The 17,019-nt window shown below is 43.2% G+C and carries 12 protein-coding genes; 3 read left to right on the top strand and 9 right to left on the bottom strand.

The features are described 5' to 3' along the window. The first annotated feature begins 260 nt into the window (after positions 1-260). A complete protein-coding gene (locus B5Z18_RS13205) occupies positions 261-761 on the top strand; it encodes a hypothetical protein (protein WP_079469796.1) in 501 nt (166 codons plus the stop codon). A 20-nt stretch (positions 762-781) separates the two neighbouring features. Beyond that, positions 782-1,270 carry a YcxB family protein gene (locus B5Z18_RS13200; protein WP_079469795.1) on the top strand — a complete coding sequence of 163 codons (489 nt, stop codon included), beginning with the start codon at positions 782-784 and terminating at the stop codon, positions 1,268-1,270. Between the two features lie 12 nt (positions 1,271-1,282). On the opposite strand, the gene B5Z18_RS13195 is transcribed toward B5Z18_RS13200, so the two are convergent. The 5 genes from B5Z18_RS13195 to prs all read right to left on the bottom strand — a co-directional run bounded on the left by B5Z18_RS13195 (position 1,283) and on the right by prs (position 8,755). Next, complete coding sequence (locus B5Z18_RS13195; RefSeq protein ID WP_079469794.1) at positions 1,283-1,999, bottom strand: DUF2490 domain-containing protein; 717 nt, start codon at positions 1,997-1,999, stop codon at positions 1,283-1,285. Positions 2,000-2,109: 110 nt separating this feature from the next. Further along, complete coding sequence (locus tag B5Z18_RS13190) at positions 2,110-3,600, bottom strand: SusD/RagB family nutrient-binding outer membrane lipoprotein (RefSeq protein WP_079469793.1); 1,491 nt, start codon at positions 3,598-3,600, stop codon at positions 2,110-2,112. An 11-nt stretch (positions 3,601-3,611) separates the two neighbouring features. Then, complete coding sequence (locus B5Z18_RS13185; protein WP_159454291.1) at positions 3,612-7,133, bottom strand: SusC/RagA family TonB-linked outer membrane protein; 3,522 nt, start codon at positions 7,131-7,133, stop codon at positions 3,612-3,614. A gap of 133 nt (positions 7,134-7,266) precedes the next feature. Then, a complete protein-coding gene (locus B5Z18_RS13180; RefSeq protein ID WP_235015920.1) occupies positions 7,267-7,665 on the bottom strand; it encodes a GNAT family N-acetyltransferase in 399 nt (132 codons plus the stop codon). Between the two features lie 157 nt (positions 7,666-7,822). After that, the gene (prs, locus tag B5Z18_RS13175; RefSeq protein ID WP_079469790.1) at positions 7,823-8,755 is read right to left on the bottom strand and encodes a ribose-phosphate diphosphokinase; all 933 of its coding nucleotides are present in this window, start codon (positions 8,753-8,755) and stop codon (positions 7,823-7,825) included. A gap of 216 nt (positions 8,756-8,971) precedes the next feature. On the opposite strand from prs, the gene B5Z18_RS13170 reads away from it, so the two are divergent. Then, positions 8,972-9,649 (top strand): carboxypeptidase-like regulatory domain-containing protein, encoded by a 678-nt coding sequence (locus B5Z18_RS13170; protein WP_159454290.1) that lies wholly within the window; start codon positions 8,972-8,974, stop codon positions 9,647-9,649. Between the two features lie 54 nt (positions 9,650-9,703). Here the strand turns inward: B5Z18_RS13170 and B5Z18_RS13165 are convergent, their stop codons facing one another. The 4 genes from B5Z18_RS13165 to B5Z18_RS13150 are packed head-to-tail and all read right to left on the bottom strand — an operon-like array spanning position 9,704 to position 16,736. Beyond that, positions 9,704-10,825 (bottom strand): hypothetical protein, encoded by a 1,122-nt coding sequence (locus B5Z18_RS13165; protein ID WP_143313565.1) that lies wholly within the window; start codon positions 10,823-10,825, stop codon positions 9,704-9,706. Positions 10,826-10,839: 14 nt separating this feature from the next. Then, positions 10,840-14,700, bottom strand: a complete 3,861-nt coding sequence (locus B5Z18_RS13160) for a PAAR-like protein (protein WP_079469787.1) — start codon at positions 14,698-14,700, stop codon at positions 10,840-10,842. A 15-nt stretch (positions 14,701-14,715) separates the two neighbouring features. Then, complete coding sequence (locus B5Z18_RS32285; protein ID WP_143313564.1) at positions 14,716-14,901, bottom strand: hypothetical protein; 186 nt, start codon at positions 14,899-14,901, stop codon at positions 14,716-14,718. A gap of 11 nt (positions 14,902-14,912) precedes the next feature. Beyond that, positions 14,913-16,736: a type VI secretion system Vgr family protein gene (locus B5Z18_RS13150; RefSeq protein WP_079469785.1), complete on the bottom strand. Its 1,824-nt coding sequence runs from the start codon at positions 16,734-16,736 to the stop codon at positions 14,913-14,915. Positions 16,737-17,019 lie beyond the last annotated feature (283 nt).

Below are 17,019 nucleotides of genomic sequence, written 5' to 3'. Positions count from 1 at the left end.
TTTCTAATATTTAATCTTTCGCCTGACTCACGATATAATTTTATTATATTTGTTATTGTATTAATTTTTATTATGGTTACTGTCCTATGAAAAACCAAATATTCCTACACCGCGTGATTCATCATGCACTGTAAATGACTCTCGAAAGCAATGGTTCGCCCATTGCTTTTGTTTTTTTCAGGGGTTTTTACGCATATTTTGGAATCTACTAGAAATCTCAAAATATAATTGTATTTTTAGACTCGAAAATTTGACACCTTATGAAAAAGCTGTTGTTAATGCTGTTGGTAGTTTTGGCCGCAGCCGCATCAGCAAATGCCAGCACTGGTTTCAAGAACGGGGATAATAATGGTGATAAAAACGGAGACAACAACGATAACCGTAATAACGCCAAAAACACAAATAATGCAAAACCTGTAAGGGTAGAAGAGTTTGTGTTAATGTTTCCGCGGGTAGAGACAACAGAGAAAGTGGATGAAGCAGAGTTGGAGAAAGCTATTGTGGATTTATACAAGTGGTACTTACAAAACGAAACCAAGTTAAATACAAACGACTTCCTCAAAGGAAGTGGTAAGGAGTTGGCTTTTCCTTTCAAGGTAGATCCAAAAACCTTGCAACAATATTTTCTGTTCATCAAGAAGAACTTCCCCGGATTCAGCGAGGACGATCTGTCTAATGTAAAACGCGGCCGGAAGAAGGAAGCACCTGTTACTGTGCGTGATGAAATGGATAATCCTATGTCGATTTCAGTTAACAGATAAAATAGTTTTGCCAGGCGATAATGCATTTAGAGTTTAACTACGATAAAGGGGATGTGTTGCATGCATTGCGCTATCATTTTATGCGAAGAGGCGAGATTAAAGTCTTCCGCAATACCCTTATCATCTTATTACTTGCTACTTTAACGGGTTATTTTTTCAGCGTGGTTACCACTGGTGCACTCACTGGTATTGTTATCATGATACTGGTGCTTGGCTGGGTATTCTGGTACCTGTTACCCGTTTCCATTTATAATAAGGCAGCTACTTTTAAAGACAGTATACATCTGAAGTATTCTGATGAAGGGTTATTGATTACCACCCGCGGGAGTGACCATCCGCGGAATATCAGCTGGAGTAATTTTTCCCGGGTAGTGGAAACTGAAAAATTCTTCTTCCTCTATCGTGATAAGAAAACCTTCTTTCTCATTCCTACCAGCGCTTTCCAGACAGAGGAAGCCTACCGCAATTTCGCGGGAATACTCAAATCGAAATTTAGTAATTACCAGTAATGGTTTGCAGCGTTACAGGTTGATGTTCTGGAATACGCTGAAATGCAGGATGTGGTTCATGGTTTTAGCGCCCGAGGTAACCTGGATCAGCTGGTTCATGTAGCCTATATCTGCTTTGAGGTTGGCATTGAACTGATATCCAAAGGCCACCAGGAAACGGTTCTGATCGAACAGCAGGTTGCTGATATCATTCCCCCAGAGATTCAAAAAGATTTCATCCTGTAAGGCTACATAGAATGGTGTGGCTGCTTTTTTATGACGGACAGGCAGTTGTGTGCGGTTGAAATAGCGGGCGCGGTTGCCATATTTCCAGTTGCCGATAGCGTGTGGATCCCCTGGTGCAGAAGGTTGTGATACCCAGCGTTGCTCCAGCCGGACGCGATGCGTCATATCCAGTTTTTTTGCTTTATGGATATATTGTTCAAAGATGCGTTGTTCGGGTAGCCATGTATTGCTGATAGCATTATAGGTTGGCACATAGGCGTATCCCAATAAAATATGATCCTGTTTGTTAATAGAATATTGCAGACCGCCACGCATGAGCAGTTGACCTTTGTTACTGATACCATCCCTGATACGTAACTGCACATCAAACGGAACCGCCCATTTGCTGTTAATTTTCATGGTGCCGAAATAGGTATACCAATTCTGGTATGCCTGTGTCATATCCTGTGCCGATACAAAACGGGCAATAGCCATCAGGGCTATTGTTAGCAGTACTTTCCTCATAATCGCTGAATATAGGTGGGGCTAAAGATAAATAAATAGGGATAAAAAAAGAAAGCGCCTGCAGATGCAGGCGCCGGTAGATTGTTGTTTAGCTATAGTTGATTGTTGTATCAGAATTTGTTATACCACAGTTTGGTGCCTTTCTTGTCGCCACCGATGTCGGAAGCTGCTTTTTCATAGCTGGCTTTATTCTGTGTTTGTTCGGATTGCAGATAAGTTAACCGGTAAGGCACCATTGTTACGCTTGGGTCCAGAGAACCTGATACCGGAGCAATGAATAATGGTTGTCCGCCGGGTTTGCTGAAATGCAACCTGGTTCTTTCAAACCATGCCTGGAAGCCTTGCGGATAAAGTGCCAGCCATTTTTGTGTACCAATCACATTTCTCCAGTCGGCTGCCACGTAAGGTACCTTTGCTATATATGCCTGAATGGTGGCGTCGGTAATATCTGAATTGTTGGTAAGCGTGCGCCAGTAGTTGATGGAAGCGGTGATGCCTTTTGCGTAATGTGTAGCAGCATCGTCGCCTACACTCATTCCCCTGGCCGCGGCTTCAGCGAGGATAAACTCCACTTCGGCGTAGCCCATCAGGATACCTGGCATTGTTGCGCTATAGATCTGTGTGCCCGGAAACGAGTAGTTGTCTATAGGAAGCCTGTCCGGATTTGAAGCGGATGAGCCATATGGCATACCTAAAATAGTATCGCTAATAGTGGATGGACGGGCATAGATGCTGAGACGTGGATCATTTACACTTTTCATGTAGTCTACCAGGGTAGCGCTTACGGAGAAATCGATGATAGCGCGCTCAGACTCGTTATATGGAAACTTATTGGGTGCCGTACTGAGATATTCGAACTCTGCATTTTCCCCGTTGTCGCTAATGGCATCCTTGTAATGCGCCTCAATGATTTGTTTGGCTTTTTGCGGGTTGGCATCTACCATACGAATGGCCAATCTGAGCATCAGTGAATTTGCCAGTTTTTTCCATTTTTCCACATCTCCGTTATAAATAATATCCCCGGTTTCAAAGCTTACCTGTGCTGTATCCAGCACATTTATTTGTGCCTGCAGTGTATCGAGCAGGGAGTTATAAATGGTTTGGGCATCATCATACTGGGGGGTAATATTACTACTACCCTGGAAGGTTTTTGTGTATGGAATGTTCCCATAGGTATCTGCCAGAATCTGGTAGATCCATGCGCTGGTAATTTTGGCGATGGCACTCTGGTTAGTTGCACCAGGCAGTCCCGGGTTAGCAGTGTTTTGTTTAACCAGGTCGTCGAGATTATGCAATGAGATACGATATAATGTATTCCAGAAGGCGGCATTATTACCTTCATCAAGATTGAACTGGCTATCATTTGTTCTGGAGTTTCCAGTCCAGAACTGTGCATAGTTCATAGCGATGAAGCCGTTTTGTAATCCGCTGTAAAGCATGTCCATCGTGCTTTTCTGGGCACCTGTAAGCAGGTTTGCCGGTGAAGCGGTAGTTGGTCTGGTTGGATCAGTGTTCATATCATCCAACTTTTTACAGCTGGTAACTGCCAGTGAAGCCAACAAGAACAGGATGCTGCTATATTTAAAAATCTTTTTAGTCATCTTCACAAAATTTAGAATGATACATTCAGGTTTAATCCATAAGACCGGAGTGATGGCAGCGCACCACCTTCAATTCCCTGCACATTGGAAGCGGAATTGAGGATATTGGATGGATCTACATTCGGCGCGTTGGATTTGATCAGCCACAGATTACGGCCGTAGAGAGACAGGCGGGCCGCCTGGGCTCCTATCTTCTTATACCATGATTCCGGCAGGTTATAACCAATTTTGGCTTCTCTCAGGTAGATGTAGCTGGCATCATACAGGTTAGCTTTACTGATCACATTTCCACCGTTGTAGTTGAAGTGATCCTGTGCGCTGATTTTTGTGGTATTGGCATGACCATCTGCAGTAACACCAGGAACGATGATACCATTTTCACGAATGCCATTTTCTACGGTAGTTTCCAGCAGACCGGATTTGTTTCCGTACAGGTTAGTGTAGGAGAAGAAATCGCCGCCGTGTTGAAAGTCAACCAGTGCCGACAGATAAATACCTTTATAAGAGAAGGTGTTGGTAACACCGCCTACATAGTCGGGATAGGCGTTACCGATAGGTTTGATTTCGCTGGGTACATAACGTCCGAGCGCATCTACAACTTTCTGGCCGTTAAGATAAGTATAGTCGGTACCACGAATGGTTCCCAGTGGTTCTCCTACCTGACCTACTACGGATACCTTCTGGGTACGGCGGTCGGTGCCGATAGTCAGGAAGTCCAGCGAGGTGTTATACTGTGCAATATCCAGGTTCAGTACCTTGTTCCGGTTGCGGGCAATGTTGGCACTGATATCCCAGCGGAAGCCATTTTTCAGACGGATGGGGTTCAGGTTCAGACCTATTTCAATACCTTTATTTTCCACACTACCACCGTTTACGTAGGCGCCGGTAAAGCCGGTTGCTGTGGGCAATGCCAGCGTAATGATCTGATCCTTGGTAACGCGTCTGTAGTAGGTGAAATCAACACCGATACGATTGTCCAGGAATTTTAATTCCACGCCTGTTTCCACTTCTGTAGTACGTTCCGGCTTCAGGTCTTCATTGTATAATGTTGGAGAGAACTGAATAACCGGGTTGCTGCCGAAAGGAGGAATGAAGTCGTATGTGTTATAGATCCGGTATGGGTCTGCATCATTACCTACTGCGGCGAGGCTACCTCTTAATTTACCAAATGACAGCCATTTCCATTCTTTCAGCAGGTCTGAGAAAACAAAAGAAAGGGAAGCAGATGGATAGAAGTATTGGTTATTGCCTTTTACCAGTGTAGAGGACCAGTCGCTGCGACCAGTGAGGTCGAGGAACAGCAGGTTTTTGTAGCCCAGGTTGGCAGTAGCAAAAACGGAGTTGATCTGTTTTTCGTAGTACTGATCTATGGCCTGTGCCGGTTGTGCGGAGTTGAGCAGGTTGTATACATCTTTAGTAATCAATCCGCCTACGGTGCTTCCACCGGTAACGGTCCATTTACGATGCATCACGTTTCCACCCACTGTTGCATTCAGCTGGAAATCTGTACCGAAATCTTTTTTGATATCTGCTGTTAACTGGTAGTTCATTTCGCGGTTGCTTCTCACGCGTTTGATATATCCGCCTATCGCATAATCTTTTGCTGTTCTTTCTTCTTCAAGTGTGCTATAATCATCCATAAACACGCGGCCGGAGAAGGAGAGCCATTTGGTGGCGTCTATATCCAGTCCTGCAGATCCAAAGAGCCTGTTGCGGCTATCTGTTTCATAATCCATATAACGGTTCCAGTATGGTCCGTTGCTGGAGGAGATATTTGGATTGTCCCATGCCCGGCGGTTCCAGGTAATTTGGGAGCCATCATCGTATTTATACCTTTTCTCCTTTTCTATATCCAGCTGACGCTGACCATACATGGTAAACTGCAATGTAGGATTGGGGCCGGTAAAGCCGGTACCCGGACGGCCTTTTACCTTTAAGGAGGTGTAGTTCATGGAAGCTACAGCCCTTACTCCCTTTGTTAATTCATAGCTACCGTTGAAAGAGAGATTATTTCTTTTGTTGGTGGCATTGGGGAGTACAAAGGTTTGATCCATGTTTCCATATGACAAGCGGAAGCTTCCTTTATCGTCGCTGCCTGCCATTGAAATATTGTTGGTGAGTGTAAAACCTGTTTTATAAAAGTCTTTTACGTTATTTGGATGTGGTGACCAGGTATCGGTTTGACCGAAGTATGGATTGTTTTTTTCTTTATCCCATGACCAGTAAGGGCGAACGATCTGGCCGTTCAGTTTTGGGCCCCATGATTCATCCACTGCGTATTGCGGCATGAGGTCGTAGCGTCCTTTGCCATTGTTATCATCGTAAGTAGCTGCCTGTTCATTCAGGAAGCCTTCCGGATGCTGGTTGTAATACAGGGTATCAAATTTTCCTGCACTACCGCCACCGTATGTGTTCTGATAATTGGGCAGTACAGCTACCTGGTCTATCTGAGCATTAAGACTATAAGTAACGCCGATTCCTCTTTCTGTGTCCGGGCGTTTTTTGGTAGTTATCTGAAGAACGCCGTTAGCACCGCGGCTTCCGTAGAGGGCAGTTGCGGCTGCACCTTTCAGGACGGAAATATTTTCGATGTCTTCCGGGTTGATATCCTGCATGGGGCTACCGTAGTCGTAACCACCACCGCCGTTTTGCTGACCGGGATCGTTTGTTACGTTGTTTATCATGGGTACACCATCCAGCACAAAGAAGGCATTGTTATCACCCAGGATTGATTTTACACCACGAATGGTGATTTTGCTGGCGCCGCCCATGGATCCTGTGTTTGAGCTGATTTGCACACCGGGAACTTTTCCTGTGAGGGCGTTTACAAAATTTACTTCTTTTGCTTCCTGTACAGCATTGCCGCTTACTTCCTGTATGGCGTAGCCTACAGAGCGGGGATTCTTTTTAATGCCGAGCGCTGTAACAACTACTTCTCCCAATACTTTTTTAGTAGCACTGGAGGGAACCAGTGTAACATTGAGTTCACCTCTTTTTTCTACTGGGATAGACTGTTCACCGAAGGTAGGAGCTGTGACGAGTATGGTATCACGTATGGCTGCTTTGATGGTGTATTCACCAGTTGGGTCTGCCTGTGCATTTAGTTTAGATGTTTTGTTCCGGATGATGGCGCCGGGGATAGGAGTTCCTTTATCATCTTTCACTGATCCTGTAAGCTGGAATTTTCCTACTTCACTTTTTGCAGTAGCAGAATCCGGAGGAAGGATGAGTGCGGTATCCTCTTTCGGTTTAGCTACAGCGGTTTTGGTAGTATCAGTTACCGGTTTGGAAGTATCCTGTTTGGGTTTAACAGTGGAATCGGTGGCGGGCTTGATAACTACAGGAACCGTGGTATCCTGTTTAGGTTTAACACTGGTATCAGCAGCAGCGGGTTTAATCACTACCGGAACAGTGGTATCAGCTTGCAGCTGTTTTGCTGTGAGATACCCTTCGGGTTTTGCGTATGCGCTGCTGGAGGTATAGCAGAAAAAGGCATAGCACAGCCCCGACCAGGCTAGTACATGGCTTCTCATCGTATTATGAAAGATTTGGTTACAAAATTTTTTGACAGGATTCCTATGCTGTCTATTGTTATATTGGTTATCCATCAATATAACAATACAATCAAAACGCCTTCTACAATGGGTTGCAGAAGCAAAAAAATAATTAATTCAGGTTTTTCCTCATTTCGTAGTGCGGAATGCCCACCTCTGTAAATTCTTCTCCACAGATTTTATATCCCAGTTTCTGATAGAATCCAGTGGCTTCTTTCCGGGCGTGCATGGTTAATTCATCAAAGCCGTTGCTACGTGCGTATTGTTCTGCGAATATTACAATTTCTCTGCCGATACCTTTTCCCTGCAAATTGGGTGATACCGCCATTTGTCTTAACTGTACCGTGTTTTCACTGACAGGAGTAAGAATACAACAACCGGCGAGTATTTCGCGATCATCCTTTTGTGTAAAGCCAGCAATGAAGATATCATTGATTTCTTTCTGTAATTGTTCGGCTGAAAATGTGAGCCCCAGCGGCTTTCGAAGCACCTCGTTACGAAGGTCTGTCATAGTGTGGTAGTCACAACTACCGTATTCGATTATACGAAAATCAAGCATAATTATTTATCAGATTTGCAGATGGCCTGTTCTGCCATTTCGATTTGCAGGAATTACCGCTACATGGTTCACAAGTGTCTGGGTGACAAATAGCCTGCCAACAGGATGATCAGGAGTGTTGCGACTGGAAATAATTGACGATCAGCTGATCGACTGATTTTACGAGCAACATATCGTCGTTGATGGTGATGGCATTGGGATGGGTATCGGTGCAGACTACCTTTTTAATGAGCCCGGATTGTTTGATTTTTTCGAAACCATTTCCCGCAAAGATGCCGTGGGTGGTGATAACGAAGATATTTGCGGCACCTGCATCACGATAAGATTGTGCAGCGTGGATAAGAGATCCACCGGTGCGGATCATATCATCATAGATGATCACTGTTTTGTCTTTTACGTCAGCACTGATAGCGGTAATGGCGGTTTCATCGCCGGAGAGGCGGCGTTTGAAGGCGAAAGCCGCCGGTACATGCAGGTCGTTGGCGAGGGATTCTACCCACTTAGCCCTGCCGGCATCTGTGCTGGCCAGTACAAAAGGCTTTCCGGCCGCGAGTTCCATCGCGGTATTCATAACAAATTCCTTGGCATATAAGTGTACCGGGCGAACGTCGTTTTCAAAATACCAGGTAATGCCATCCACATGCAGGTCAATCATCACGATCCTGTTGCCACGGGAGGTATTCGGTAAAGATGAAAACAATACAGCGCGTGTTTTAGCCTTTACAATTTCGCCATATTTCACGGCGCGTTCCATCGTAGAATATCCGAAGAAAGGGATGATGATAGTCAGGGAGTAAGCTCCGAGTTGGATACAGCCACTGGCCAGATCATATAATTCCAGTGTTTCTTTATCGTCGATGGTGCCGCCTAGCAAAATCACTTCTTTGTTGCTGACATTACTCAAAATGCGGTGATAATGTTCCCCATCGGGAAAATCACGTATGTCTAATTCCCCATTTTCCCAGGTGGAGCCTGTAATTGCCAGGATCCGGTCTTTTAGATACTGATAATGTTGGGTAGCAAAGATGATTTTCTGTGGCATGACTTTTACAAGATAAATGACTGATAACCGTAAAAATAAGTGATTAGGGGGATATTTATAATGTTGATAATTAATAATTTTGCCGTTGAGCACTTACATTTCCCCTGTTTTTTAACTTTTCATTTGCGGGTGGAACATTAAATTTGAAGGATTAGTATATTCATGATTCGTATTACAGCATATATCGGAGCACTGTTTTTTTTCTTTTTCATTAGCATGCAGGAAACCTTCGCACAGGTGCGTTTGTCCGGTATGGTGGCGGATCAGGATTCCAAAACGGGATTACCTTTTGTTTCTATTGTTAACAAGAGGACCATGACGGGCACATTAAGTAATGAAAGTGGCCGTTTTTATATTGAAGCCATGCCGGGGGATACCCTTGAATTTTCCATGTTGAGCTATACGCCGAAAATGATGCTTGTTCCGGGAATGTCATCTTCCCAGGACGTGTATATGCAGAAGCGGTTATTTGAACTGCAGGGTGTAAATATACGTGGTAAGAACTACCGCAACGACTCTATGGCGCTGCGGGATGAATATGGGCGCTACTTTGACTACCGTAAGCCGGGTGCTATGGATGTACTTAAAACCTTACCGGCAAACCCTATTACGGCTTTAAGTTATCTAGTGCCGAGTAAAGTGCGTAAAAGAAAAGAACAGTTTCATGAACAGCTGCTTTACTGGGAGAAAGAAAAATTCATTGATTATCGCTACTCTCCTGAGCTTGTAGGAAGAATGACTAAGCTACAGAGTCCGGAACTGGATTCGTTTATGTATAAATACAGACCGGGATACCAGTTTTTAAATTCAGCTTCCGATTATGATCTGTTACTTTATATAAAACAATCGTTTGAAGAGTATCAGAAACAGAAGATAGAAAAGAAAGAACCTTAAATGATAGCTACGCCGGGGATAATTCCCCGGCGTAGTAGTTAGGAAGTAATGTATTTAATCGGCCGGTTCCAGTTCCTGTTTTAACGCAGGCAATGAAAAATAGCGATGCTGTTTGAGAAAATCAGCCAGACCCTTATCCTCGTTAAGTATATTTTCCAGCACCGTTGAAACCGGCCACATCCCGGGATTTTGAGGAGCAAGCCTGTGATGAAGCGGTTCATAGATATTGGCGATATAAGCCGCAATTTTTCTTTTTTCCTCCAGCGAAAATATTTCGAAGGGATTATTGGTGAAGATGTTGTTGCTGCTGTTGTTGTATAAAGAATAGGCGTATTGCGCCAGCGCCTGAAGCAATGTATTATCATTTGCGTGGGTATGATCCGAAACCCATTGTAGTAGTTCCTGCTTTATTTCTAATACGCCTTCTGCGTTTTTTACAAAGATGATCTCTCCTACTGTTGGCATATGATTGTTATCAAGATCGAGGTAGTCGTTCATTGCCAGCGTGTTTATTTTTTCTTCTTTGGTATAGCCAAATGATTTGACCAGCGTTTTGAGGAAGAGTGTATCTTCAGCGAGAAGGTAAGCGAGATCTGATTGGCTATTGTTGAAGAGGTATTTGTTGCGCGCGATTAAAGGAGGATTGATTTCTATTTTATAATGATTGCTATCCGTGAATTCAACAAAATCTCCAATTAAGGGTACATAGGTAATAAACTTATATTCTTTGGAAACGAAAACATTCTCTATTGTATAGTCAAACTCATCCTCATTTGTGGATGTTGAATCAACGAAAATGGTATTGAACTTCGTTCTCAGTTTTACTTTATGATTATTTCCGTGAAATATATTTCCGAATATTGTTTTTATCTTCTCCTCAAATACAGGTTGTTCCAGTTGAATGAACCCTTTTTCTTTTAATCCCTCAGCGATAATAGGTAAGGCTATCTCTACATCGTGTATTGTGTAATTGTAGATGGGGTAGCTATTATCCTCTGATGCTTCTATACGGGATTGCAAATGCATCTGTTTTTTTATTTCCTCTATATTCATATCATATACCTTTCCTGTGAGAATACTGTCTTTTATCGGCGGAGTTGATGCAGCTTTGTTTTGCATTTGACAGCTTGTTAAGTATGCCATAATAGTTATTGACAGTATGAATGTGTTTCTCATATAAATTGTGTTGATTATCGGAGACCTATGTGAAAATGATTTTTGTGAATATCTGTAGACATGCCTGTGGTGTTTTTAATTCCTGTCTTATACGCGTAATTCTTTTTAAATCCCCATCTCCCGGCTATTTTAAGTATGTTCTCCAACACTTTCAAAAACTCTCTTTCACTACCATATGCCTGCTTAGCCTCCGTCCATAATACCGCTCCTTTCCTGTTTGAACTCCCAGGATACCTGATGTCAATATCATTACCATTTATATGTCCCTTATGTCCTATATTCCTTTTATCCCCGGCAGAGATATCATTAAAATAAAGCTTGTCCTTATAGCCGTTTCCCGGCAATGAATAGAAAAAACCAAATAAAGCTGCAGCAATACCAGGCGCTATGTAATTATCATCGCCCCCGTCTCTGGTGCCGTATCTTCCCCAGTTGGGCCCAGTTTCCGGGAATGGCAGCAGGCCGTTTCTATTTTTGTGCAACAGGAATGTTTTAACAAGCGTACCGGCGTTGTACAGGTCGTACTTATATTGATGGGAAGTGGCATTTTGTTCTACCATTGTGTAACTGAAAGAATCTATTTTAACAATGTACCTGTTCAACGCACCGCTGGATATTTTCCTATGCCGGCAGTTGTTTACCCCGAATAAAACGGATGAATTTGTGTCAAAAAAATGCTTCTTTTCTGCATGTGAGCTTTTACCATTTGAAACTGCATCCAATCCCACCACCCTGCTTATTTTGGTGGTTACTTCTGTATTACCGTTAGCAGCGAGATGCAGTCCTTTCCACTTCCAGAAAGCCATTGAAGAGAGTACGGCTATTTTTATATCCGTAGCCACCAGGTCCGGATGGAGAAGGATATCAGCCTTTTCTTTCTGCGTAAAATTGTTTGCGTAAGCATAAGCTGCCCGGCCGGTAAGCTGGATAAGTCCCCGTCCGCGGAACTTCCATCCATCTCCTTTTTGTATATTGCCTAACGTTTTTCCCTTTATGGAATCGGGGCCGTATACATAATCAGCAATATGTTGTTGGTTTTCCTTTGTTACGCCGGGATGAGCCGGTTTTCTTACTGCTCTGCCCCATGCTTTCGCCTTTATTTTACCTGCTGCTGTTCTGAAAGGTGGGAAATTTTTATCCAGGTCTTCCCAATACCAGTTGAAGCTTTCTCCTTCTTTGATATTCAGAGATCCGCCACTTTCAATGGCCACCTGTGCAAAAAAGTGCGCCTTATTCCAACAAGTGTTCATCCCGGTTTGCTCCATAAACCTGTTGTAGGTGGCAGCTGCCACCTGTAATACTGGCATGGCTGCGCGGGTGAATATTTTAGCCAGTTGTTCAGTAGTAACCATCTCATTACATGCCGGGCATTGGATGTCAGGCTCATTTGTTTCCGGTTGCTCTCCCAGTACTACGGGAGCATTTTCCCTGGAGTGCCTGTTGAGCAGTTTATCAAACCAGTTTGATAGTTTTATATGCTGATAGTAACTGATATTGTCCGGGGTCAGGATATTTTTATCTGATATTTCATGTGGATAGAAGTACTTATCTGAAGGAGACTTTATCACTACATAGAAGCAACGGAGAAAGCTATCTTCCAATATGCTTCCGGCTGAAAGCCGGTTTGAATCTATCTCTGCGTCTGCTGTTCCATATTCATTTATATAAAGTTTACCACTGAGGCAGTATTTATCCTTTGCCTGATATTTGTTTTCCCATATCTCAAAAATTAATTCTTCTCCTGTAAGATTGGTAGTTTGTACGTGCATGCTGAACTGCTGGCCGTACTTATAAACTTTATAAGCAGGATGATGCTGCTGGTCATAAAAGTGTACAGCTACTACACGCCGTTTTATATTGAGTTCCAGGTACGTTCCTTTTTCCTGTATACGCTTATTGCTTTGCATTTGCGGTACCCAATATTGAGTTCCGTCGCAGGTAATCGTTTTCATATCAGCAAACCGGATGCAGTTGGTTGATATAGGTATTGCAAACAACAGGCGGAATGTATCCCATTCAAAACCGGTGTTAGTTAACAGTGGCTTCAGGATTTTTGTGCTGATATCGAGTTGTACCTGCCCTTCGGCATTGAAAGTCACTATTCCAAGATCCTTTACATGATGAATGCAATTCGCCGGATTTATCTGTAACAGATGAAGGGGTATGTTTTCGTTTGCCGCTTCCCGACTGCTGATAACTGCCCGCACTACCTCCCGCCAACCTGCGTACGATTTATAAATTAATTGTTCATCCGTAAAACACCAGCGGATAATCTTTGCTTTTACTGCATTTACCGGGAGCGTTTTTTGAGAATTACCCAAGCGCGCACTGATAATGAATCCGCCCTCCTGTGAAGCAAAGGCATCTGATACTGTATTGGTATGAGCTCCATAAGGATTCCAGAGAACAGGCCCATCCAATGTTTCATCATACTCCATTAGTGTTTGCGCAGAAAGGGTATAATACTTTCCGATAATCCAGTTCGTACTCCCATTCTGGACGAGTATCTTTAATATTTCATTGTTTTTTACTTCAAAGTGCCAGGCGGCATGTTGATTACCAATACCCTCTTTTTCCGCAGTGCTCACGGATACTTCTATCGTATACTTTCCGGGAACAATAAGATGAATGTCGCCATTGACTGTGATGGCCGGCCCTGTGCCTATGGGACTGCCGTTTAGGAGCCATCGGATAGCCGTTACAGGTACAGGCGGTGGTATGGTACGCACCATTTCTGATACCTGAAAATGCATGTTTGTACGGGGCCTCACTACATGTACTGAGGCCCGGTTGATCACCGATATGGCACCGTTGTTTTGGGTTTGGATTTCTTTGCTGACTACCTGTGAATGTATCTCACTGTACATGGTGGCGGAAACAATATAAGTGGCAGAGGCATTGGTGGGTGTGAACCAGATTTTGTCACTATCAGATATGGCAATTGTGTTTTTACTATTATCGGTTACCCGCATAGACACCTGCGCTCTTTCTGCTTCGGTTGGAGGAGTTATCTTGTATACTGCTTCTGCACAAACCGGAATCCCACTCTGCAGACGGCCGGATTTATGAGACGTTCCATTAATAATGAATTCCTCTTTAAGTGTGTTGTTATCCACATGTATATCTATGTAAGCGCTGCTATCTGTTTGCTCCTTTCCGAAGGCCAGTACCCGGTAATTGCCGCTGGCACTAAATGAGAATGGCAACCGGGAACCGGATGATTCGAATGATGCAATGCTGCTGCTATAATCGTGATGATTGAATATCTTCCATTGTACCGCTGATTCGTCCGGAGAGCTACAATTATAGTAGCTTTCAACCTCAAATAATAAAGACTCATTGATCCTGACGGGAACGTTACCCTCCTGCTCACTATTAAAATCCGCCGGAGGGTTGCGCGTCTCAATATATAAAGTAATTGCACGTACGGCAGGAAATTTCCTGCGCTTCGGCCGGGTGGCAGCTAACGGATTTAGTGCCTGTATAGCATTAGATTGACTTTCAGAAGTACTGTGATGAGTAACGAAAGCTGTTTGTCCGTGATGGATAATGCAAACAGAAGAACTTCCTGATACAGCACAGACAGCGGTACTGTTTTCCGTTAGTATTTTTCCACCATTGGAAAGTGTAATGCCGGGCAATACGTTCCGCCATTGGGTAATGTTGGGAATGCAGGGCTTGCGCGTTAGTGCGCATGCACCAAATGTACCGGGTATAAACGGATTTCCTGTTTCGTTGGAGCCGGCAACCGGTTTGGAATTCCCGCTTGCATCATTCATGTATTCGGCGCCTGTGGGAACCTGTATTTTAGCGGGAGTACTTCCAAAACTACATTTGCATAAAGCTCCCTGTACTACAAAGTGTTGGTCTGCCATCTTTTTAATACAGTTTTATTTTTCAGGATTATGACTGACGGCGGCTTTATGAAATTTTATACCTTTCTGTTTGCCATTGATGACTACAGATTTACCGGAATGAAGAAACAGATCTCCGGAACTATGCCAGCGGATACTTTTTCCGGTTTCTATGTATTTTTTGCAGGTGATCAGCACGCATCCTGCGGGGTTATTACGCATGTGTTGGTGTTTTAGAATAATTTTGACTTCTCTGTACTTTTTATATTGACAGATTTTCCTGAACTGATCTGCATATTTTCTTTTGAGCTGTCGATGTTTATTTCTTCTGCATGCTTATCTATTTCCCGTGCTTGCACATTTATATTTTCCAGGGCTATCTTGGTGATATTGGTTGCTGTCAGGTGATAATCGTTCACCGTATATTGATAGAGACAGTTGCCGGCTTGTTGAAGTATGTCCATGCCGGCAGAGTGGTTGATGTTATTTCCGGCATTGATACTGACATTTTCAATAGCATTAATGCGGATATTTTTGGCGGTTATATTTATTTTTTCCGGTGCTGAAAGCGAAATGTTCTGGCTCCTGGTATCCATCGTGATGGTATTGCCGCCTTTATCGGTGATGATAATATTTTCATCGCCATCTGTATCGTCGAGGCGAATCATGTGACCACTACGGGTTTTAATCGCTTTGATATTATTCATCGGATCTCCGAGTCCGGGAGCTGCTTTCCCATTATAGGCGCAACCGGTAACGTAAGGTGCTTCTGGATTGCCGCCTTCGAAATCCACCCATACCTCTTCATTTATTTCAGGAATAAAATAGAACCCTTTGTTGGCGCCACCATGTGGCTGATGAAGCCTGATCCAGGGTGAGCTTCCCTGCTGCCAGACAAATTTTACCCGGACACGCCCAAGTCCTTTGGGATCATGGTTATCGGTTACAATGGCGCTTTGGGCTTCGCAACGGGGAATGTTCTCCAGGTTCATAACGGGTGCCGTTATATCAGCAGGAATGCCTTCGAACGTATTGTAATAGTCGCCGTTTCCGTTGCAGTGGTGTTCCAGCATCGTGAGCACAAATTCACCATAATCTTCCCGGTTAGATAGATCTTCCTGTATACTAACTATATCTCCTATACGCAAACCGGTATTCCGGCTACTGCCTTTTATGGAAACCAGACCGGCTATTCGTCCTTTGTAAAAATGGCGTGTAAGTGTAGAAAGTTCTGCAGCAGCATTGTTGCCAAATACATATGGAACTTTATAACTGTTTTTATACGGATACAGTTTTTCGCTTAATGATTGTACGTGATGCGAGTGGTGGTTGATGTTGCTGAAAGCTATCTCACGACTGTCTTCTTCCAGGATCCTATGTAACCTGTACTCATACGCTTGAAACGTTTGATGGATGGGTATAATTTTGTATTCCAGCTGAAAATCGATCAGGTCTTTCTGATGCACCAGATTCTCTCTTTGTGGACTATACTGACCAAAGAAAATTTGCTGCCCGTTATAAAAGAAGTGTTCTCCATAGCGTTGGGAAAGCCGGTGGAGAAAATCAAATCCTGTTTCTTTGTATTGTACAATATACTTCAGCGGTTGTGTAAAAGCGGGGTTCACCTGTGGAGGCAGGGCAAAGGGGTAACAATTTTTTATAACGGTGTTTACAATGGATGATAAGGCCAGCTGCTCATAAGATTGTATATGTGGACTACCGGAAAGTAGTATTGTGGGACTGTTGCCATGAAGTATACAACTACCTGCATTACCATTATTTTCTTTTCCTGCATTGATGCCGGTAATGATCCCGTTAAATAACAACGGGCTAAACGTTCCATCCACTTCAACGGGCCGGATGCATATGCTGATTTCCTTTCCCAGTAATGATCTGCCCGCTGCAACAGCATTTGATCCATACTGAGATAGCCACTCGTATCCTATGCCTATCTCAAATTCATGATGTTGCCTCATGTATTGTTTCAGGTGTAAAAACTGAAACTGACTGAATTGTTGTTCGCCAATTGATATGGTTGTTGTGGTATACAATGCCATGACTAAGTGAATTGAAAGAGTTGAGGATATGTTTTGGTGAGGAGTTAACTTGAAGTTATTAGCTGATAACAAACGTGAAAACTAAATTATGTAATTAATTTTAATTGATGAAAAAATAATTAAGATTCCTACCTAAAAATTATTTCAATCATCGCGTTTTTAATAGTTAAAATTTTATGTCATTGTGATATAATGCTTATCAATATTGTGTCTCATTGTATTTTTCTTTTTGAAAGAAAGTAAAAATATTTTTTTGACTGTGTTTATTTTTATCTGAAAAGAA

The sequence above is a fragment of the Chitinophaga ginsengisegetis genome, from assembly GCF_900168065.1.
GTDB classification, from domain to species: Bacteria; Bacteroidota; Bacteroidia; order Chitinophagales; family Chitinophagaceae; genus Chitinophaga; species Chitinophaga ginsengisegetis.
This window is presented reverse-complemented; position numbering and strand designations above follow the sequence as displayed.